Source organism: Bradyrhizobium sp. CB1717 (genome assembly GCF_029714325.1).
In the GTDB taxonomy this organism is placed as follows: Bacteria; Pseudomonadota; Alphaproteobacteria; order Rhizobiales; family Xanthobacteraceae; genus Bradyrhizobium.
Genome location: NZ_CP121666.1, coordinates 4,462,386 through 4,481,871 on the forward strand (window position 1 = coordinate 4,462,386; position 19,486 = coordinate 4,481,871).

A 19,486-nucleotide genomic window follows, 5' to 3' on the forward strand; every position below is an offset into this window, starting at 1 on the left:
CCTCTGATTTCGTGAGTCCTGAAATGCCCGCAACTCCGCTCCGCCTCGGCGTCAATATCGATCACGTTGCAACCGTGCGTAACGCGCGCGGCGGCCGTCATCCCGATCCGGTGCGCGCTGCGCTGCTGGCCATCGAGGCCGGCGCCGACGGCATCACGGCTCACTTGCGCGAGGATCGCCGGCACATTCGCGACGAGGACATGGCGCGGCTGAAGGCGGAAATCTCCAAGCCGCTGAATTTCGAGATGGCGGCGACCGACGACATGATGCGGATCTCGCTGGCCACCAAGCCGCACGCGGTGTGCCTCGTGCCGGAGCGGCGCCAGGAGGTGACGACCGAAGGCGGGCTCGACGTGGTCGGGCAGCACAATGCGCTCGCACCCTATATCGCGCGGCTGAGCGATGCCGGTATCCGCGTCTCGCTGTTCATCGCCGCCGACCCCGCGCAGATCGAAATGGCGGCGCGGCTGCGCGCGCCCGTGATCGAGATCCATACCGGCGCCTGGTGCGACGCCGTCGTCGACGGCCACGCCGACAAGGCCGCGGCCGAATGGCAGCGGATCCTGGCGGGGGCGAAGCTGGCGAAGGCCGCCGGGCTGGAAGTTCATGCCGGCCACGGGCTCGACTATGCGACGGCGGAGACGATCGCAGCGTTGCCGGAGATCATGGAGCTGAACATCGGCTACTACATGATCGGCGAAGCGCTGTTCGTGGGCCTTGCCGAGACGGTGCGCAGCATGCGGGCGGCGATGGACCGCGGCCGGAGCCGGGCATGATCATCGGCATCGGCTCCGACCTGATCGACATCACCCGCGTCGCCAAGGTGATCGAGCGCCATGGCGAGCGTTTTCTGGACCGTATCTTCACTGCGGCCGAGCGGGCCAAGGCGGAGCGGCGGGCCAAGAACGAGAAGATGGTGGTGGCGACCTATGCCAAGCGCTTCGCCGCCAAGGAGGCCTGCTCCAAGGCGCTCGGCACCGGCATCAGGCGCGGCGTCTGGTGGCGCGACATGGGGGTGGTCAACCTGCCGGGGGGACGGCCGACCATGCAGCTCACGGGCGGGGCCCTGGCCCGGCTCCAGGCCCTGACCCCGGAGGGATTCGAGGCGCGGATCGATGTGTCGATCACCGACGATTGGCCGCTCGCCCAAGCCTTCGTCATCATTTCCGCCGTTCCGCTGGCCAAGCCCTGACCGTTGAGCGGTCATTTTATAATTCCTGTTAAATATCAATATCTTATGCAGTTTCGATGCGATCCTTGATTGCGTGGCTCCCGACAACCGTCTAAAAGTCCGCCGACGCAAATCAGGCTGGGCGAATTCGGCTTTACGCCGGAATTGGCCCTCATTATCAGAATCAGGACAATCTCCTTGCGCCGCGAAGCGATGGGCCGTTCGCGGGAGGAGGGCGCTCTGTGATCGCCGGCCGGAATTGAGAGAGCAATGAGCGTGACTTCGGGAACGAAAACTGAGAGCGGCGTCGGCGAAACGATCCGGGTCGTGATCCATGCTCTCCTGATCGCGCTCGTGATCCGCACCTTCCTGTTCCAGCCGTTCAACATTCCCTCGGGCTCGATGAAGGCGACGCTGCTGGTCGGCGACTATCTCTTCGTCTCGAAATATTCCTACGGCTATAGCCACTATTCGATCCCGTTCTCGCCGCCGCTGTTCTCGGGCCGCATCTGGGGCTCGGACCCGAACCGCGGCGACATCGTCGTGTTCCGCCTGCCCAAGGACGACTCGACCGATTACATCAAGCGTGTGATCGGCCTTCCCGGCGACCGCATCCAGATGCGGGACGGGCTGCTCTACATCAACGACACCCCGGTCGAGCGGCAGCGGATGAGCGAATATGTCGGCGAGGACCCGTGCGGCTCCGAGGGCGGGGGCATCTCCCGGGTGAAGCGCTGGAAGGAGACGCTGCCGAACGGCGTGTCCTACGAGACGCTCGATTGCGCCGACAACGGCTACATGGACAACACCAACGTCTACACCGTGCCGGCCGGCCATTTCTTCATGATGGGCGACAACCGCGACAACTCGACCGACAGCCGCTTCCTCGGCCAGGTCGGCTACGTACCGCAGGAGAATTTGATCGGTCGCGCCCAGATGATCTTCTTCTCGATCGCCGAAGGCGAACATGCCTGGATGTTCTGGCGCTGGCCGTGGGCGGTGCGCTGGAATCGCTTCTTCAAAATCGTCCGATGAAAGACGAAGCCAAGGACATCACGACCCAACCGATCGACGCGCAAGCCGTCCCTGACGGCGAAGCTGCCGCCAAGACGCTTGCGACCAAGACTCCTGAAACCAAGACGCCCGCAAAGAAGAAGCGGGCGCGGAGCAGCAAGGCCAAGGCGGCGGACGCAAATGCCGCGCTCGAGGCGCGCATCGGCCACGGCTTCACTGACCCGAACCTCCTGATGCAGGCGATCACGCATGTCTCGGCGCTGAAGTCCGGACGCAAGCGCGGCGACAGCTATCAGCGGCTCGAATTCCTCGGCGACCACGTGCTCGGTCTGGTCGTCTCCGACATGCTCTATCATGCCTTCCCGAACGCCGATGAGGGCGAGCTGTCCAAGCGCCTCGCCGAGCTCGTGCGCAAGGAAAGCTGCGCGGACGTCGCCAAGTCGCTCGGCCTGCTCGACGACATCAAGCTCGGCTCGGTCGGCTCCAGCGCCGATGCGCGCTTACGCAAATCCATCCTCGGTGACATCTGCGAGGCCGTGATCGGCGCCATCTTCCTGGACGGCGGCCATGCCGCGGCGGCCGAGTTCGTCAGGCGCAACTGGACCGAGCGGATGCACAAGCCGCGGCGGCCGTTGCGCGATCCCAAGACGGTGCTGCAGGAATGGGCGCAGGGCAAGGGTCTGCCGACGCCGGTTTACCGCGAGGTCGAGCGCACCGGCCCGCATCACGATCCGCAATTCCGCGTCGCCGTCGACCTGCCGGGCCTCGCGCCGGCCGAAGGCATCGGCGGCAGCAAGCGCGCGGCAGAGAAGGTGGCAGCTTCAGTGATGATCGAACGTGAAGGCGTTGGCGGCGGCAATGACGGCTGAAGCAAGCGGCGAGGCGCCTGCCGCGACGCGCTGCGGTTTCGTCGCGCTGATCGGCGCGCCCAATGTCGGCAAGTCCACGCTGGTCAATGCGCTGGTCGGGGCCAAGGTCACGATCGTCTCGCGCAAGGTGCAGACCACGCGCGCGCTGATCCGCGGCATCGTCATCGAGAACAACGCGCAGATCATTCTGGTCGACACGCCCGGCATCTTCCTGCCCAAGCGCCGGCTCGACCGCGCCATGGTCTCGACCGCCTGGAGCGGGGCGCACGACGCCGATCTCGTCTGCGTGCTGCTGGATGCCAAGACCGGGATCGACGAGGAGGCCGAGGCGATCCTCGCCAAGGCGGCCAGCGTCAACCACGACAAGATCCTCGTCATCAACAAGGTCGATTTGGTCCAGCGCGAGAAGCTGCTGGCGCTGGCGCAGGCCGCCAACGAGCGCATGAAGTTCGCCAAGACCTTCATGATCGCGGCGATCTCGGGCGACGGCGTCGACGACATCCGCACGACGCTCGCCGAGATGGTGCCGCCGGGCCCGTTCCTCTATCCCGCGGACCAGATGTCGGACGCGCCGATGCGGCAGCTGGCGGCCGAGATCACCCGCGAGAAGATCTATCAGAAGCTGCACCAGGAATTGCCCTACCAGTCCACGGTCGAGACCGACAAATGGGAGGAGCGCAAGGATCATTCGGTGCGGATCGAGCAGACGATCTTCGTCGAGCGCGAAAGCCAGCGCAAGATCGTGCTCGGCAAGGGCGGCGCCACCATCAAGTCGATCGGCGCGGACTCGCGGAAAGAGCTGATGCAGATCCTGGACGTTCCGGTGCATCTGTTCCTGTTCGTCAAGGTGCGCGAGAACTGGGGTGACGATCCCGACCGCTACCGCGAAATGGGCCTCGATTTCCCCAAAGAATAACCAAGAAAAGATCGGCATTCGATGAGCGTACCCGCCAACGTCCAGCGCTTCGAAGCGCTGCTCTATGCATCGTTGATGCTGGATGCCGTCTCGGTTGCCGTGCAGGACCGCACGCCGAATGCCGAGATGAGCGAGCAGATGATCATGACGGCGACCTTGCTGGCCGGCGGCATGATCCTGCTTCTCGTCTATTTCGTCTGGCTGGCTGCGCGTTGGCGCAAGAACTGGCCGCGCTGGGTGCTGGCGGCAGCGCTCGTGCTGTCGGTGATCTCGCTCGGCCAGATCATCGGCGAGAAGGGCATGGAGCTCGACAGCGCCATCGAGATCGTGTCCTGCGTGCTGACGACGATGGGTCTGTATTTCTCCTTCACCGGCGACGCCCAGGGCTGGTTCAACGCGTGACGCCTTGCGCGGTGCCGTAGGGTGGGCAAAGGCGCGCCCTTGCGCGCGGCGCCCACCGCGATCGCCAATGTTCTGTCGGTGAAAATTGGTGGCCACGCTTCGCTTTGCCCACCCTACGATAGCTCGAATTGCGCTAGACTTCCTCCCATGGAATGGACCGACGAGGGCATCGTGCTGGGCGTGCGGCGGCATGGCGAGAGCAGCGCCATCGTCGAGCTCCTGACGCGCGCGCATGGCCGGCATCTCGGCCTCGTGCGCGGTGGCGCGAGCTCGCGGCTGCGGCCGCTGCTGCAGCCTGGCAACAGCGTCAGCGCGGTGTGGCGGGCGCGGCTCGACGAGCATCTCGGCACCTACGCCATCGAAGGGCTGAAGCTGCGCGCGGCGACGCTGCTCGGATCGTCCCATGGGGTCTACGGCGTCACCCATCTCGCCTCGATCGCGCGGCTCCTGCCGGAGCGCGATCCGCACGAGGAGATCTTTGCGCTGCTCGAGCATTCGCTCGATGATTTCGACGACATCGGCAGCGCGGCGGTGCATCTCATTCACTTCGAGCTGGCGATGCTTGCCGAGCTCGGTTTCGGGCTCGCACTGGAGAATTGTGCGGTGACCGGCGAGACCACGGACCTGATCTACGTCTCGCCCAAATCAGGTGGGGCGGTGTCGCGCGGCGCGGGTGAGCCGTGGCGCGACCGGCTGCTGCGGCTGCCGCCGTTCCTGCGGCACGGCGAAACCGCGAGCGAACTCACCGAGCAGGATCTCCAGGATGGCTTCCGGCTGACCGGCCTGTTCCTGCTGCGCCACGTGCTGGAACCGCGCGGGCAGGGCCATTCCGATGCGCGAGCCGGCTTCATCAACGCGCTGATGCGGCAGCAGGCGAGGGCGGCGATTTCGGGGCCATGAGGGAACCGCGGCTCTGCCCTGCCTGCGCATGGAGTTCCCGGGAACGAAATCGGCGTGATCGCGTTGGCGCCTGGGTTCCACAATGGGGACAGCCTAAATGTTGATCAGGGGATTTGCGCTGTCGGCGGCGCTGTTTGCCTTTGCGCCGGACGCGATGGCTGGCGAGCCGCAACCCGGCCTGTTTCGCCGCGCCTCCTGCACGGTCGTGCGGTACTATGTGGCGAAATATTCCGCGGCGGCCGCAGAGACATGGGCGCGCGCCCACGGCGCGACGGAGGCCGAGATCGAGACGGCCCGCCGCTGCCTGACCAACACCCCGGCACAGGCAAAGACCCAGACCGTGACCGCCGGATGGGCCGGGCAGTAGCCCGCCCGCAAGGAACCGATTGATCCTGAACCGGGCTGCACGGGACAACGCCGCGCGAGATCCGCTCGTCGTTTCATCTCTCCGAGAGGATGGAGCCTGCTTCGGCGTGCCCATCGTCCGAGAGAGGGAATGATGTGACTCCCAGGGTTTGCGAGGGACGCTCGCCGAACATCATCGAATAATACTGCGAGAAGCGCCCGAGCTCGTAAAAGCCTTGCTGCATCGCGACCGCCGCCACGGTGGTCGAACCCGGCCTGCTCTCCCGCAAGATGGAGTGAATGGTGCACAGGCGTTTATGGCGCAGGAAGGTGACTGGGCCGAGCCCGAACACCTCTTGAAACGCACGATGCAGAGTACGTCGTGACACCATGAACGCGGCGCATATTTCCGAAACATGCACCGGGCGCGTGCCGGCCTGGTCGAGATACTCCTCGACTTTGCGGATTAGCCGCCTTGCTGACGGAAGTCTGCCGGGGTCGTCGGGCGGCAGCGACGACATCACGTTGGCAGCCATGCATTCGACGATCGATCGTTTCCAGAAATCGGCTGTCGACGGCGTCAGGCCGTCCTTGTGCGAGGCCAGATGGGACATGATCCGGATCAGGCGACGCGAGGCTACTGCGCCGGTCGCGAGATCCGCCCGGAAGTGACCGCGCTTGCGCCACGTGTCGGGATCGCTCAGACGCGCCTCTCCGCCGAACAGCGACGCCACCTGATCGAGATCGAAGCGCATGGCGGCGTAGGCGGATGCGCCGTGAAAGACGCCGTCATGCTCGAGCAGCGGCGGAATCACCAGCACGTCGTTGCGCTGCATGTCGAAGGACCAATGGGCAACGCGCCGCTCGGCCGCCAGCAGCATCCCTATGATGAGCTTGTCGTCGCTGGAAACGCGCTGCGTGCGCATTCCGATGTTGAAGGCGCCGATGCTGAGCGAGAAATCGCCGATGCCGACATGGGACAGTGTCCCGCATAGCCGCCCGCGTCCGAGCTGCATGACGTCGACGTGAGAGCCGTGCACGGCCTGGTGTAGACCCTCGAAACCGTCGAGCTTCCGCGAATCAACCAGAAGAGACTGCACCATGGTCGTACACTTGTCTTGAAGCGCGACATTTGTGCGGCAGACGACAAGCGAAATACCACTACAACGCGAAGAGGTGCTGTGAATTGAGTTCGCGTTTTGAGCCGAATGATCATCGAATTCGACGCGATGAATCGGGCAATGGTACTGCCAATTGAGTGGATCTGCGACGCGGTGTCGCTCGATCCCGGCCATCATTGCGGCGTGCTGGCACATTCTGCACATCACAGTCGCCGGATATTCAGATACCGTTTGCAACCTAAGCGATATGAATCGAAAGCGCTCTGCGGATCGCGGCGCGAAAAGGGGCAGCCTCCTGCTGCATACTCGGAACGGATGCGCGCAAGAACGGGAGGGATGTTGACGCAATTCGCGATCTGCATCTCCTACCCTCAGCGCCAGGAAGAGGGGGATCAGACGATGCGTCCAATGCGCCGGGCAATTTGCCGTCATCGGCGCCTGCCGAAGTCCGCATCATAGCACCGGTGGACAGCGCGTATCGGAGTTTCCACCATGCTGCGGGCCGACCTGGATCACTGCGAGTGGTTGCCGGATGACGTGAAGACCGGCGAGATGGTCTTCATTCCCGGCGGCACCTTCCGTATGGGATCCGATTACCACTATCCCGAGGAAGCGCCGAGCCACCGTGTCTGTGTCGACGGCTTCTGGATCGACCGCACGCCGGTGACCAACCGGCAGTTCAAGGAGTTCGTCAACGCCACCGGCCATGTGACGGAGGCGCAGGTCGTCCCCGATCCCAAGGACTATCCCGGTGCGCTCAGGGAGATGCTCTACGCCGGCTCGCTGGTGTTCTCGCCGCTGCCGCGCATCACGGATCTCGCCGACTGGAGCCAGTGGTGGTCCTTCATGCGCGGCGCCAATTGGCGCCATCCCTACGGCCCCGGCAGCAATATCAAGGGGCTCGACGACCACCCGGTCGTGCACGTCTCCTATAGCGATGCGGCGGCCTATGCGCGCTGGGCCGGCAAGGATCTGCCGACGGAAGCCGAATGGGAGTTCGCCGCGCGCGGCGGTCTCGACGGCGAGGAGTTCGCCTGGGGCGATGCGCTGATGCCGGGCGGCAAGCACATGGCCAATATCTGGCAGGGGAATTTTCCCGTCCAGAATCTCGGCGAGGATGGGTTCGAGCGTACCTCGCCGGTGATGGCCTTTCCGCCCAACGGCTACGGCCTCCACGACATGATCGGCAATGTCTGGGAGTGGACCGCGGACTGGTGGTCGGCGAAGCACCATGCGGAGGCTGCAAAGCCGTGCTGCATACCGCGCAATCCTCGCGGCGGGCGCGCGGAGGCGAGCTTTGATCCATGTCAACCCGACGTCCGCATCCCGCGCAAAGTCTTGAAGGGCGGCTCACACCTCTGCGCGCCAAATTACTGCCGCCGCTATCGTCCCGCCGCGCGTCACGCCGAGCCGGTCGATACCTCGACGAGCCATGTAGGATTCAGGTGTGTGGTGCGCGTGCCTCCCGCCAACGGTGATCAACAAGAAGGATCTGCTGCAACGTAGGGAGTATCGCATGAGCAGCGAGTTGGAGAACAAGAACAACCAGCCCGGAACAGACCAGCCGATCAATCGCCGAAATCTCCTGTTGGGAACGTCCTCCATCGTCGCTGCGGCGACATTGACATCGGAAGCATTGGCGCAAGCGCAGAAGGCCGCGCCGTCTCCCGCACCGGCAGCAGGTCCTGCGGCGGCCGGAGGGAAGCCCAACATCCTGCGATGATATCGGCATCGCCAACATCAGCGCCTACTCCAACGGCCTGATGGGCTACGAGACCCCGAACATCGACCGCATCGCCCGCGAGGGCTTGAAGATGCAGCATTACTACGGCGAACAGTCCTGCACCGCCGGACGCGCGGCCTTCCTCACCGGCCAGCACGGTATCCGCACGGGCCTCACCAAGGTGGGCTATCCCGGTGCGCCGATGGGCATCAGCCAGCTCGATCCGACCGTCGGCGGCCTGCTCAAGAGCCTCGGCTACGCCACCGGGCAGTTCGGCAAGAACCATGTCGGCGACCGCAACGAGAACCTGCCGACGGTGAACGGCTTCGATGAGTTCTTCGGCAATCTCTACCATCTGAACGCAGAAGAAGAACCGGAGCTGCCGGACTATCCGAAGGACCCTTCCTACCGGGCGAAGTTCGGTCCGCGCGGCGTCTTGCGCTGCAAGGCCACCGATGTCGACGACCCGACGGTCGATCCGCGCTTCGGCAAGATCGGCAAGCAGACGATCCAGGATACCGGTGCGCTGACCAAGAAGCGCATGGAAACCATCGACGACGAGACTTCGGCTGCGGCGATCGACTACATGAAGCGGCAGCAGACGGCGGGCAAGCCGTTCTTCGTCTGGTTCAACTCGACACGCATGCATCTGCGCACGCATGTCCGGCGACCATCAACCTGGCCTCGCGGCTGGAAGGGCTGAACAAGAATTACGGCACGCGCGTGCTGGCCAGCGCGGCCGTTCGCGCCCGCGCGGAGCAGGTGTTCCTGTTCCGGAGCGTCGACAGCATCAGGCCGAAGGGATTTGCCGAAGCGATCGAGGTCAGCGAGCTGCGCAGCGAGCTTGCGCAGGCGAACGAGGCCGAGATCGCGATGTGCCGGCGCTGGGACGAGGTTTTCACGCTGATTGCCAAGGACGGTGCGGTCGAGACGACTCTCGCCCGGCTCACCGGCTTCCTGCTCGATTATCCCGCGGACGGCATCGCGCAGTTTCACGCCCGGCGCCTCCGCGCGGCGGCCCAGAACCCGGGGGAGGCGGCGTGAGCGCCAGCGACATCAGCCGCCGACGGTTGCTGCATCGTGGTGCGGCCCTGACCGCTATGTCGACGCTGGGCGCACCGGCTCTTGCGCAAGCCCGCAGCCGAGTGCGGCTCGGCTATCTCCACGTGGTTGCCGTGGACGGGCACATCTGGACAGGCCTCGATCGCGGCTCGTTCGACCGCGAGGGAATTGATTTCGAGCTGCATGAATTCAGCACCGGACCCGAAGTCTTCGAGGCGATGGGGAAGCGGCGGGTCGATGTCGTTTCGGCTGGTGGCGTCATCTCGAACTATCTCGCGCTCGGCCAGGGCCGGGGCTTTCTCATCAACGACATCGAGGTAGCGACCGCGCAACTCTGGGTCCGGCCGACGCTCGGCGTCACGACCTTCGCCGACCTCAGGGGGAGACGGATCGCGACGACGACGAAGACGACCGCGCACATCTTTCTCGACAGGGCACTGCGCGCCAACAACATCAATCCGTCCGAGGTCCAGATCGTCAATCGCAGCATGCCCGCGGCGATCCAGGCGTTCATCGCCGGCGACGTTCCCGCCGTGGCGCTCTGGGTGCCGTTCAATATCGCCGTGCGCCAGGCGCTGCCCGAGGCGATCAAGCTGGTCGATGCGTCCGCCTTCTATCCGCAATCGGCCGTGCTCGGCGGTTGGGCCGCGAGGAGCGATTACCATGCCGAGAACAGGGAGGTGCTCAGCCGGATCATCCGGGCCTGGACGGATGCCAACGATCACATGGTCCGCAATCCGGCGGCGGCCGCTGAAGCCTTGCAGCGGTCCCACTATCAGCAGTCGGCGTCGGGACGACCTCGCCGAGGCCTTCAAGGCGCAGAAGCTTTATTCCTCGCGCGAATGGCGCCGCCTCTATTCGGACGGGACTGTCGTGAAGTGGCTCCAGCAGGTCAGCGACTTCTTCATGGCAGATGCCGGAGTCACGAGCCCGCTCCGGGCATCGGACTATTTTATCTTTCGACCGTCGCGTAGATGCTCGACGCGACCAGCACCCCATACCGCCCGGAGTGGCCGCGGGCGCTCTGTGGATAACTCCACGGGCGGCCCTGACGCAGGGCAGGGGGCGCATGTCGCTGCCCAGCCTGCTATATATCCGCCCGAATCGCGCCCCAGCGGGGGAGAATTGGCCAGGTTTTTGGGGGAGTTGCCCGAGGCCTAGCCGGAAGTCTTTGAAAGTAAAGGCCTAATGGGCAAACGAATAGTTCCGCCGGAAGAGCCGGCCGAAATCCATGAGGTGCCGCTGCGGGAAGCGCTGGAAGAGCGCTATCTCGCCTATGCGCTTTCGACCATCATGCACCGCGCGCTGCCGGACGCGCGCGACGGCCTGAAGCCGGTGCACCGGCGCATTCTCTACGGCATGCGCCTGCTGCGCCTCGACCCCGGCACGGCATTCAAGAAGTCCGCAAAGATCGTCGGCGACGTGATGGGCTCGTTCCATCCGCACGGCGACCAGGCGATCTACGACGCCATGGTCCGCCTCGCGCAGGATTTCTCCTCGCGCTATCCGCTGGTCGACGGCCAGGGCAATTTCGGCAATATCGACGGCGATAATCCCGCCGCCTACCGCTACACCGAAGCGCGCATGACCGACGTGGCGCGGCTTCTGCTCGAGGGCATCGACGAAGACGGCGTCGAATTCCGCGCCAATTACGACGGCCAGTCGAAAGAGCCCGTCGTGCTGCCCGGCGGCTTTCCGAACCTGCTCGCCAACGGCGCGCAGGGCATCGCGGTCGGCATGGCGACCTCGATCCCGCCGCACAACGCCGCCGAGCTGTGCGATGCCGCGCTGCATCTGATCGAGAAGCCCGACGCGAAGTCGAAGGCGCTGATGAAGTGGGTCAAGGGCCCGGATTTCCCGACCGGCGGCATCTGCGTCGATTCCAAGCAGGCCATCGCCGAAGCCTACACCACCGGCCGCGGCTCGTTCCGCGTCCGCGCCCGCTGGGAGCAGGAGGAGGGCGCGCGTGGCACCTGGGTCATCGTCGTCACCGAGATTCCCTTCCTGGTGCAGAAGTCGCGCCTGATCGAGAAGATCGCCGAGCTGCAGGACCAGAAGAAGCTGCCGCTGGTCGGCGACGTCAGGGACGAATCGGCCGAAGACGTCCGCATCGTCATCGAGCCGAAATCGAAGAACGTCGATCCCGCCCTGATGATGGAATCGCTGTTCCGGCTCACCGAGCTCGAGAACAAGATTCCGCTGAACCTGAACGTGCTGATCAAGGGCCGCATCCCCAAGGTCGTGGGGCTCGCGGAGTGCCTGCGCGAATGGTTGGACCATCTGCGCGACGTCCTGATCCGCCGCAGCAATTATCGCAAGGGCGAGATCGAGCACCGGCTCGAAATCCTCGGCGGTCTGCTGATCGCCTATCTCAACATCGATGAGGTGATACGGATCATCCGCACCGAGGACGAGCCGAAGCCGGCCTTGATCAAGGCGTTCAAGCTCACCGACTTGCAGGCCGACTCCATCCTCAACATGCGGCTGCGCAATCTGCGCAAGCTCGAGGAAATGGAGATCCGCACCGAGGACAAGGATCTGCGGAAGGAGCTGAAGGGCATCCAGTCCTTGCTCGCCTCCGAATCCGAGCAGTGGAAGAAGGTCGGCGAGCAGGTCGGCAAGGTCCGCGACATGTTCGGACCGAAGACGCCGCTCGGCAAGCGCCGCACCACCTTCGCCGACGCTCCCGAGCACGACCTCGCCGCGATCGAGGAAGCCTTCGTCGAGCGCGAGCCGGTGACGGTCGTCGTGTCCGACAAGGGCTGGATCCGCACCATGAAGGGGCATGTCGAGGATCTCTCGGGCCTCGCCTTCAAGCAGGACGACAAGCTCGGCTTTGCGTTCTTCGCGGAGACGACCTCCAAGCTCCTGCTGTTTGCCACCAACGGCAAGTTCTACTCGCTCGACGTTGCGAAGCTGCCGGGCGGCCGCGGCCACGGCGAGCCGATCCGCCTGTTCATCGACCTCGAGCAGGAGGCCGCGCCCGTCGCGCTGTTCGTCAACAAGGGCGGTCGCAAATTCTTGGTCGCGAGCCATGAGGGCCAGGGTTTTGTCGTCAACGAGGACGACTGCGTCGGCACCACCAAGAAGGGCAAGCAGGTCCTCAACGTCGACATGCCGAACGAGGCGCGCACGGTCACCGAGGTGATCGGCGACACCGTCGCGGTCATCGGCGAGAACCGCAAGATGCTGGTCTTCCCGCTCGACCAGGTGCCGGAAATGGCCCGCGGCCGCGGCGTGCGCCTGCAGAAGTACAAGGATGGCGGCCTCTCCGACGTCGCCGTGTTCGACGCCAAGGCCGGCCTGACCTGGAAGGACTCCGCGGGCCGCGAGTTCTCCGCGACCATGAAGGAGCTCGCGGAGTGGCAAGGCACCCGCGCCGACGCCGGCCGCCTGCCGCCGAAGGGTTTCCCGAAGTCGAACAAGTTCGGCAAGGTGATCGGGTAGCAGCGTAGGCCGCGGTGTCATGCCCCGCGAAGGCGGGGCATCCAGTACGCCGCGGCCTATCGATTGAACCGCGACCGGCTCGGAGTACTGGATCGCCCGGTCAAGCCGGGCGATGACACCGAAAGTGTAGCGCGCGCTGTCTCCCCATCGTCATTGCGAGCGCAGCGAAGCAATCCAGACTGTCTCCGCGGAGAGATTCTGGATTGCTTCGGTGCGCTCGCAATGACGAGAAGGCGATAGCACCGCTCTCCAACTGACATTGAGTACCGCGCAAACGCGTGGCAGCTAGCCACGAGCGCATACGTGCGGGCACGAACATTGCTTTTTCCTGGCCACTCCAAACGGCTGGTCAAAAGGCAAAAACACCCCAATGTTCAAATTGAAGGCTTTCATTCCAGCGCTGTTCGGCCTCGCGCTGGTGGCGGCGCCGGCGCATGCGGCGGGCAATCTCGTCGCGGTGCTCGAGGCGGAAATCGTCACGCTCGATCCGCATTTCTCCACGGCCTATATTTCGCGCACCTTCGGCTACATGGTGTTCGACACGCTGTTCGCGAAAGACTCCAAGGGCGACATCAAGCCGCAGATGGTGCAGGACTGGAAGGTCTCGCCCGACGGCCTGACCTATACGTTCACGCTGCGCGACGGCCTGAAATGGCATGACGGCCAGCCGGTCACGGCGGCCGATTGCGTGGCGTCGCTGCGCCGCTGGGGCACGCGCAGCGCGCTCGGCCGCCGCATTTTTGCGATCACGGCTTCGCTCGAGCCGACCGATGCGAAGACCTTCGTGCTGACGCTGAAGGAGCCGTCGGGGCTCGTCATCGATGCGCTCGGCAACCCCGTCAGCCCGGTCGCCTTCATGATGCCCGAGCGCATCGCGAAAACGCCGGGCGACCAGCGCATCACCGAGATCATCGGCTCCGGTCCGTTCGTCTACAGCAAGGCCGATCACCGCACCGGCGACCGCACGATCCTGAAGAAGTTCGCCGACTATGTGCCGCGTTCCGAAACCGCCGACTTCCTCGCCGGCGGCAAGCGCGTCAATGTCGATACGCTTGAGATCCGCGTCATTCCCGATGGCGCGACGGCGGCGTCCGCGCTCCAGGCCGGTGAAGTCGATTTCATGCAATACGCGCCGTTCGATCTGTTGCCGCAGCTGGAGAAGAACGCGCGCGTCAAGCTGGTGAACTTCACCGGCGGCAACATGTTCGCCGGCGCCTATCGCCTCAACGCCGCGTCAAAGCCGTTCGACGATCCCGAGATCCGCCGCGTGCTGTGGAAGCTGGTCGACCAACGCGAAGTGCTGGATGCGCTTGGCCTCGATGCCAAATACGCCGCGCCTTGCGCGACCTACTTCACCTGCGGCACCACCTATGAGAGCAAGGCCGGCACGGAAGCAGCCGCAAAACCGTCGATCGAGGCGGCGAAGGCTGCACTGAAGGCGACCAAATATGCCGGCGAGCCCGTCATTGTCATGGAGGCCAACGATCTCGAAGCGCCGCGCGTCTCGGCGCAGGTACTGGCCGAGCGGCTGAAGGCGGCCGGCTTCAACGTCGATCTGCAGGTGATGGACTGGGCGAGCGTGCTGGCGCGTCGTGCCAAGAAGGAGGGCTGGAGCGTCTATGGCGTTCACGCCGGCGGTTTTGATCTCGGCTCGCCGCTGACCAACGTCATGGTTGCCTTCAACTGCGCCGACTTCACCGGCTGGCAATGCGATGCGCGCATCACCCCTCTGATGGAAGCCTTCGCCAAGGCGCCGGCCGAGGCGGACCGCAAGAAGATCGCGGGCGAGATCCAGAGCGTGATGTACGATCAGGCGCCCGCAATTCCGTGGGGGCAGTTCGCGCAGCCGGCGGCCTATCGCGCCACTCTGCGCGGTCTGATACCGTCCGCCATTCCCGTGTTCTGGAACGTTGAGAAGTAACGCGATGTACGATGTCATTGTTGTCGGCGGCGGTTCCGCCGGCGCCGCTGTGGCCGCAAGGCTCTCCGAAGATCCCGCACGCCGCGTGCTGCTGTTAGAGGCCGGTCTCGACTGGCGCGCTGATGAGGCGCCGTGGGAAGTGAGGACGCCCAATCCGATTCCGATCATCCACAAGCGCGAGTATCAGGAGAAATGGCAGTGGCCTGATCTGCTGACGCGCCGTGTGGCGGGGCAGGAGCCGCGCTTCTACTGGCGCGGCAAGGGGCTCGGCGGCTCATCGATGATGAATGGTCAGATCGCCATCCGTGGTGTCGCCGATGCGTTCGACGAATGGGCGGCCAATGGCTGCACCGGCTGGTCGGCCAAAGAGGTGATGCCGCTGTTCTCCGTGATCGAGGACGATCTGGAGTTCGGCGACACCGCAGGTCACGGCCGCGGCGGACCGCTGCCGGTCTACCGTGCGCCGCCCGAAGAGTGGGGCCCGATCGATCGCGGCTTGCGCGACGCGGCGCTGGCCAGCGGCTACCCCTGGTGCGCCGACCTCAACGGCCCCGATGGCGAGGGCGTTGCCTGCTATCCCATCAACAGCCGCAACTTGCGCCGCATCACCACCAACGAGGGCTACCTGGAGCCCGCGCGCGGCCGGGCCAATCTGGAGATCCGCGGGCATGCGCTGGTCGATCGCGTGCTGATCAGTGACGGAAGGGCGACCGGCCTCCGCGTCCATTTCGAGGGGCAGGGCACTCACGAGATCAGCGCGCGCCAGATCGTGCTCTGTGCCGGCGCCATCCACAGTCCGGCGATCCTGCTGCGCTCGGGCATCGGCCCGGCCGACGAGCTGAGGGCGATGGGGATCGCGGTCGAGCGCGACCTGCCGGTCGGAAAGCACTTCTTCGACCATCCGCTGTTTCGCGCCACGATCCAGCTCCGCGAGGACCTGCGGCCGACCGATCCAGATACCCGCCATACCAATTGTTGCGTGACCTATTCTTCTAGCCTCGCCAATGGCGGCAAGCGCGACATGATCCTGATCGCGTTCAACCATCGCGGCATCGGCATGCCGGGCGCGATCGGCGCCGGGCTGTTCAACGCCTATTCGCGCGGTACGCTCAAGCTGGCCTCGACCGATCCTGCGATCGATCCGGTCGTCGAGGAGAACATGCTGGCCGATCCCCGCGACATGCTGCGGATGATGGATGCGGTGAAGCGCCTTGCCGTGATCACCTCGCAGCCGGCGCTATCAGGCATCGCCGACTGGATCAGGCTGACCGACACCGACTTGACGCTGCCGCAGGCAGCCAGCCTGCCCAATCACGAGCTCGATGCGCTGCTGCGGCGCGAGACCGGCGATATCCAGCACGCCGCCGGCAGCTGTCGCATGAGCGGCGTCAATGATGCCGATGGCGTGGTCAATCCCGATGGCACGGTGAAAGGGATCAGCGGCCTGCGCGTCGCCGACGCCTCGATCATGCCGTCCGATTGCCGCGCCAACACCCATTTCACCACGGTAGTGATCGGCGAGGCGATCGCGCGGATGATGATGCGGTAGTTTCTGCTGCGCGAACCCGCTCTTCGCCTCATCCTGAGGAGCGCGGCTGCCTCCGCGTCATTGCGAGCGGAGCGAAGCAATCCAGAATCTTTCCGCGGGGACGGTCTGGATTGCTTCGCTGCGCTCGCAATGACGGAGCAAGCAGTGAGGCGATCGCTCTCAACTTCCGACGGTGCCGACCAGGCGAGGGCGGCTGCGGCTTGCGCGCGAGGTCTCGGCCGAGAAGGCGCGCAGCCATTCGCGGAAGCTGACGATCTCGGGGCAATCCGCGGTGCCTTCGGGCGCAATCAGCCAATCGCCCAGACCGGATCCCTCATTGATCCTGTCGCAGCGATAGCCGGGATGGTGACCAAGCCCGCGAGCGATCAGCAGATCGGCCTTGCCTTCGACCAGTTCGTGCAGGCCGGCGGGCTGCAGCACCCTCAAACCGATGTCCGCGTGCGCGCTACGAAACTCGGCCAATGCTAGGCGACGCAGGTCGAAGCTACCATGGACGCCCAGCTGGAGCAGCACCGCACCCGACGGTTTCAATCGCGCAGTCGCATCCGCAATTTGGCGAAAGCCTTCGGAGACCCCGGGCAGATAGGCCTGACCGGCCGCGGTCAGGATCAGCTGCTTGTGCAGCCGCTCGAACAGCGGCACGCCGAGGCGCGCCTTCACCTGCTGCCCGACGGCGGCAGCCGTCACGTGCAGCTCATGCGCGGCGAGCTTGAAGCTGAGATGCCGCGCGGCGGCCTCGAAAGCGCGGAGCGCGTTGAGTGGTGGAAGGGCGTAGGTCATCGCGAGCGAGTTTGACACCGATCGCCTGCGGCCTTGCAATAGATTTTCTTGCGCTGAACGGCAGGAATAATGCTTTGCGCCGCGGCGATGTCGCCGGATACGGTCGGCGCGCAATCCGGAGACCCCCCATGCCCCGCCGACTGGATCATTTTGTCGTTTGCGTTCACGATCTCGAACGGGCTGCGCTGGATTGGCGGAGGCTGGGCTTCAGCCTCACGCCGACCGGCATGCATCCGTTTGGAACCAGCAATCGCCTTGCGCAGTTCGCCGACAATTTCGTGGAGCTGCTGGCCGTCACTGACGAGGCGGCGGTGCCCGCAGCAACACCGGGCCATTTCAGTTTCGCGGCCCACAACCGGGATTTTCTGAAGGAGGCCGAAGGCATGTCGATGCTGGTCCTGCACAGCACCGACGCTCATGCCGATGCGGCCCGCTTCAGGGCCAATGGGATCGGTGCCTACGCGCCGTTCGATTTTGGCCGCGATGCGGTGCTGCCTGATGGAGGCACGGCACGCGTTGCGTTTTCCCTGGCCTTCGCCACCGATCCCGCCATGCCCGGAATCGCGTTCTTCACCTGCCAGCAGCGTCACCCGCCGGAACTGTTTTGGAAGCCGGAGTATCAGCGGCACGCCAACGGCGCCGCACGTGTGATCGAGATCGTGATGTCGGCCGAGGAGCCGGCGGCGCATCGCGATTTTCTCGAACGCCTCATGGAAGGTCCAGCCGAGCTTGCGCCTGGCGGCCTGACGGTCGGCGACAGCGATAACCGGGTCACGCTCCTTGGCCCGTCCGAGCTGGCGCGCCGGTTGCCGGGGCTCGCAAGCAGCCCGTCGCCGCGCTTTTGCGCTGCGCGCCTCGCGGTCGCCGATCTCGATGCGACGCGGCGGGCATTGGAGAGCAATGGCGTCGGCTTCGCGACGACTGGCGGCGTGCTGCTAATCCCACCCGTCGCCACCCATGGTCTGGCGCTGGAACTCGTCGAGCAGGAGGCAAGCTGACATGGCGCACATCCTCAACCACAATCCCGCAGCGGTCCATCCACCCGCCGGCGGCTACAGCATGGGCGTTGAGCTCAGTCAGCATCGCCGCCTGCTGTTCATCAGCGGTCAGGTGCCCGAGGCATCCGACGGTGCCGTGCCTGGAGGGTTCGAGGCGCAATGCGAGCAAGTCTGGCGCAACGTCGTGGAGGTGCTTGCCGCTGCCGGTCTCGGCGTCGAGCACCTGGTCAAGGTCACGACGTTCCTGACCGACCGAAGTCAACTCGTGCCCAACCGCATCATTCGGTGCAAGGTGCTCAGCGAGCACCAGCCGGCATTGACGGTCGTGGTCGTCGAGACCGTCGACAGCAAATGGCTGCTGGAGATCGAGGCGATTGCCGCGGAATGAACCCAAGCCGATCCTGTCAGGTGTCGCAATGGCTGAGACCATACATCCGTTCTACGAGGCGCATCGCGGTGCCCTGGAGGCCGCCATGCGCCATCGCCTCGATCTTGCCGAGGCGATGCTGCGGGAGCGCGCGCACCGCGCCGATATCGAAGGCATCAGGCATGAGGTGATGGGCGAGTTCGAGATCGTGCTCACCCAGATGCCTTACGTCGGCGGGGCAGCGAGCCGCATGAGCGACTTCTTCATGCGCCTGATCGGTTTCATGGCGATCAGCCGGGTGCTCCAACGACATGCCGTGCCGGTGCCGGTGATCGGCGAGATCGAGCGGGAAACCTACAAGGCGCAATTGCTCACCGTATCGGAAGAAGAACGTCTCGCCGCGGGGCGTCAGTTCATGTCGCCTGAGAACCAGGCCCTGTTGCGCGAGCAGGCCGCGCAAAGCGTGACAGGCGCCCATCAGGACGCGTTTCCGGAGGACTTCGTCTACGATTTCGTCGAGCCGGGGCCGGGGGACGATTTTGAATTCGGTATCGACTACAGGGCTTGCGGCTTCTGCAAATTCGCGGCGCGCCATGGCGACAAGGAGATCCTGCCGAACATTTGCGGGCTTGATTTCGACGCCTATGCAACGCGGGGCATTCGTCTGGAGCGGACACAAACGCTCGCTGGCGGCGCGAGCCATTGTAATTTCCGGTTCTCGCGGATGGGTTAGGTGAGTTGGGGCGGCGGTCTGCCCGTCCAACACCGGTGTCATGCCCCGCCTAGTGCGCAATTGCGCACGGGGCGGGGCATCCAGTCCGCCGCGACCTCTCGATTCAACTACAACTGCTGCGGGTTACTGGGTCGCCGGGTCAAGCCGGGCGACGACAGTGAGGGTGGG

At 64.9% G+C, this 19,486-nt stretch carries 19 protein-coding genes and 1 pseudogene; 18 read left to right on the forward strand and 2 right to left on the reverse strand.

Translation table 11 applies throughout. The features are described from left to right. Window positions 1-23 precede the first annotated feature (23 nt). The 8 genes from QA649_RS21255 to QA649_RS21290 all read left to right on the forward strand — a co-directional run bounded on the left by QA649_RS21255 (window position 24) and on the right by QA649_RS21290 (window position 5,639). Window positions 24-776 (forward strand): pyridoxine 5'-phosphate synthase, encoded by a 753-nt coding sequence (locus QA649_RS21255; RefSeq protein WP_283025867.1) that lies wholly within the window; start codon window positions 24-26, stop codon window positions 774-776. Then, window positions 773-1,192 (forward strand): holo-ACP synthase, encoded by a 420-nt coding sequence (gene acpS, locus QA649_RS21260; protein WP_124157965.1) that lies wholly within the window; start codon window positions 773-775, stop codon window positions 1,190-1,192. The genes QA649_RS21255 and acpS overlap by 4 nt, the downstream gene beginning before the upstream one ends. 249 nt (window positions 1,193-1,441) lie before the next feature. Next, window positions 1,442-2,206, forward strand: coding sequence for a signal peptidase I (gene lepB, locus QA649_RS21265; protein WP_283025868.1), 765 nt, complete (start codon window positions 1,442-1,444; stop codon window positions 2,204-2,206). Then, window positions 2,203-3,054, forward strand: coding sequence for a ribonuclease III (gene rnc, locus QA649_RS21270; RefSeq protein WP_283025869.1), 852 nt, complete (start codon window positions 2,203-2,205; stop codon window positions 3,052-3,054). Before lepB ends, rnc begins: the two co-directional genes overlap by 4 nt. After that, window positions 3,044-3,970, forward strand: coding sequence for a GTPase Era (gene era, locus QA649_RS21275; RefSeq protein WP_283025870.1), 927 nt, complete (start codon window positions 3,044-3,046; stop codon window positions 3,968-3,970). The genes rnc and era overlap by 11 nt, the downstream gene beginning before the upstream one ends. Before the next feature lie 21 nt (window positions 3,971-3,991). Next, window positions 3,992-4,372 carry a hypothetical protein gene (locus QA649_RS21280; protein WP_283025871.1) on the forward strand — a complete coding sequence of 127 codons (381 nt, stop codon included), beginning with the start codon at window positions 3,992-3,994 and terminating at the stop codon, window positions 4,370-4,372. Between the two features lie 147 nt (window positions 4,373-4,519). After that, window positions 4,520-5,272, forward strand: a complete 753-nt coding sequence (gene recO / locus QA649_RS21285) for a DNA repair protein RecO (protein ID WP_283025872.1) — start codon at window positions 4,520-4,522, stop codon at window positions 5,270-5,272. 97 nt (window positions 5,273-5,369) lie between these two features. Next, on the forward strand, window positions 5,370-5,639 hold the full coding sequence (locus tag QA649_RS21290; protein ID WP_018644582.1) for a hypothetical protein: 270 nt from the start codon (window positions 5,370-5,372) through the stop codon (window positions 5,637-5,639). A 73-nt stretch (window positions 5,640-5,712) separates the two neighbouring features. On the opposite strand, the gene QA649_RS21295 is transcribed toward QA649_RS21290, so the two are convergent. Continuing rightward, a complete protein-coding gene (locus QA649_RS21295; RefSeq protein ID WP_283026067.1) occupies window positions 5,713-6,720 on the reverse strand; it encodes a helix-turn-helix domain-containing protein in 1,008 nt (335 codons plus the stop codon). Between the two features lie 510 nt (window positions 6,721-7,230). On the opposite strand from QA649_RS21295, the gene QA649_RS21300 reads away from it, so the two are divergent. The 7 genes and pseudogenes from QA649_RS21300 (at window position 7,231) to QA649_RS21330 (ending at window position 16,440) form a co-directional block, all read left to right on the forward strand. Beyond that, entirely contained in the window at window positions 7,231-8,244 is a 1,014-nt protein-coding gene (locus QA649_RS21300; RefSeq protein WP_283025873.1) for a formylglycine-generating enzyme family protein, read from the forward strand. A gap of 10 nt (window positions 8,245-8,254) precedes the next feature. After that, window positions 8,255-9,128: pseudogene (locus tag QA649_RS21305) on the forward strand (sulfatase-like hydrolase/transferase); the annotation flags it as partial. Between the two features lie 56 nt (window positions 9,129-9,184). Further along, window positions 9,185-9,505, forward strand: a complete 321-nt coding sequence (locus tag QA649_RS21310) for a hypothetical protein (RefSeq protein ID WP_283025874.1) — start codon at window positions 9,185-9,187, stop codon at window positions 9,503-9,505. Beyond that, window positions 9,502-10,497 (forward strand): ABC transporter substrate-binding protein, encoded by a 996-nt coding sequence (locus QA649_RS21315; protein ID WP_283025875.1) that lies wholly within the window; start codon window positions 9,502-9,504, stop codon window positions 10,495-10,497. The genes QA649_RS21310 and QA649_RS21315 overlap by 4 nt, the downstream gene beginning before the upstream one ends. Window positions 10,498-10,711: 214 nt before the next feature. Further along, on the forward strand, window positions 10,712-12,970 hold the full coding sequence (parC, locus tag QA649_RS21320; protein WP_283025876.1) for a DNA topoisomerase IV subunit A: 2,259 nt from the start codon (window positions 10,712-10,714) through the stop codon (window positions 12,968-12,970). 370 nt (window positions 12,971-13,340) lie between these two features. Next, the gene (locus tag QA649_RS21325) at window positions 13,341-14,891 is read left to right on the forward strand and encodes an ABC transporter substrate-binding protein (protein WP_283025877.1); all 1,551 of its coding nucleotides are present in this window, start codon (window positions 13,341-13,343) and stop codon (window positions 14,889-14,891) included. 4 nt (window positions 14,892-14,895) lie between these two features. Beyond that, window positions 14,896-16,440, forward strand: a complete 1,545-nt coding sequence (locus QA649_RS21330; RefSeq protein WP_283025878.1) for a GMC family oxidoreductase N-terminal domain-containing protein — start codon at window positions 14,896-14,898, stop codon at window positions 16,438-16,440. A gap of 159 nt (window positions 16,441-16,599) precedes the next feature. On the opposite strand, the gene QA649_RS21335 is transcribed toward QA649_RS21330, so the two are convergent. Then, window positions 16,600-17,220: a LysR family transcriptional regulator gene (locus QA649_RS21335; protein WP_283026068.1), complete on the reverse strand. Its 621-nt coding sequence runs from the start codon at window positions 17,218-17,220 to the stop codon at window positions 16,600-16,602. Window positions 17,221-17,231: 11 nt separating this feature from the next. Between QA649_RS21335 and QA649_RS21340 the strand changes: the two genes are divergently transcribed. Genes QA649_RS21340 through QA649_RS21350 form a run of 3 tightly spaced genes read left to right on the forward strand, consistent with a single transcriptional unit; the run spans window position 17,232 to window position 19,318 of the window. Beyond that, a complete protein-coding gene (locus tag QA649_RS21340) occupies window positions 17,232-18,218 on the forward strand; it encodes a VOC family protein (protein WP_283025879.1) in 987 nt (328 codons plus the stop codon). A 1-nt stretch (window position 18,219) separates the two neighbouring features. Next, complete coding sequence (locus QA649_RS21345) at window positions 18,220-18,606, forward strand: RidA family protein (protein ID WP_283025880.1); 387 nt, start codon at window positions 18,220-18,222, stop codon at window positions 18,604-18,606. Between the two features lie 28 nt (window positions 18,607-18,634). Further along, window positions 18,635-19,318 carry an L-2-amino-thiazoline-4-carboxylic acid hydrolase gene (locus tag QA649_RS21350; RefSeq protein ID WP_283025881.1) on the forward strand — a complete coding sequence of 228 codons (684 nt, stop codon included), beginning with the start codon at window positions 18,635-18,637 and terminating at the stop codon, window positions 19,316-19,318. The last annotated feature ends 168 nt before the right edge of the window (window positions 19,319-19,486 follow it).

Coding starts and splice junctions, on each gene's coding strand:
- QA649_RS21255 (WP_283025867.1), top strand. CDS start 24: ATGCCCGCAACTCCGCTCCGCCTCGGCGTCAATATCGATCACGTTGCA.
- rnc (WP_283025869.1), top strand. CDS start 2,203: ATGAAAGACGAAGCCAAGGACATCACGACCCAACCGATCGACGCGCAA.
- QA649_RS21300 (WP_283025873.1), top strand. CDS start 7,231: ATGCTGCGGGCCGACCTGGATCACTGCGAGTGGTTGCCGGATGACGTG.
- QA649_RS21330 (WP_283025878.1), top strand. CDS start 14,896: ATGTACGATGTCATTGTTGTCGGCGGCGGTTCCGCCGGCGCCGCTGTG.
- QA649_RS21325 (WP_283025877.1), top strand. CDS start 13,341: ATGTTCAAATTGAAGGCTTTCATTCCAGCGCTGTTCGGCCTCGCGCTG.
- QA649_RS21335 (WP_283026068.1), bottom strand. CDS start 17,220: ATGACCTACGCCCTTCCACCACTCAACGCGCTCCGCGCTTTCGAGGCC.
- acpS (WP_124157965.1), top strand. CDS start 773: ATGATCATCGGCATCGGCTCCGACCTGATCGACATCACCCGCGTCGCC.
- recO (WP_283025872.1), top strand. CDS start 4,520: ATGGAATGGACCGACGAGGGCATCGTGCTGGGCGTGCGGCGGCATGGC.
- QA649_RS21280 (WP_283025871.1), top strand. CDS start 3,992: ATGAGCGTACCCGCCAACGTCCAGCGCTTCGAAGCGCTGCTCTATGCA.
- QA649_RS21295 (WP_283026067.1), bottom strand. CDS start 6,720: ATGGTGCAGTCTCTTCTGGTTGATTCGCGGAAGCTCGACGGTTTCGAG.
- QA649_RS21350 (WP_283025881.1), top strand. CDS start 18,635: ATGGCTGAGACCATACATCCGTTCTACGAGGCGCATCGCGGTGCCCTG.
- QA649_RS21290 (WP_018644582.1), top strand. CDS start 5,370: ATGTTGATCAGGGGATTTGCGCTGTCGGCGGCGCTGTTTGCCTTTGCG.
- QA649_RS21345 (WP_283025880.1), top strand. CDS start 18,220: ATGGCGCACATCCTCAACCACAATCCCGCAGCGGTCCATCCACCCGCC.
- lepB (WP_283025868.1), top strand. CDS start 1,442: ATGAGCGTGACTTCGGGAACGAAAACTGAGAGCGGCGTCGGCGAAACG.
- era (WP_283025870.1), top strand. CDS start 3,044: ATGACGGCTGAAGCAAGCGGCGAGGCGCCTGCCGCGACGCGCTGCGGT.
- parC (WP_283025876.1), top strand. CDS start 10,712: ATGGGCAAACGAATAGTTCCGCCGGAAGAGCCGGCCGAAATCCATGAG.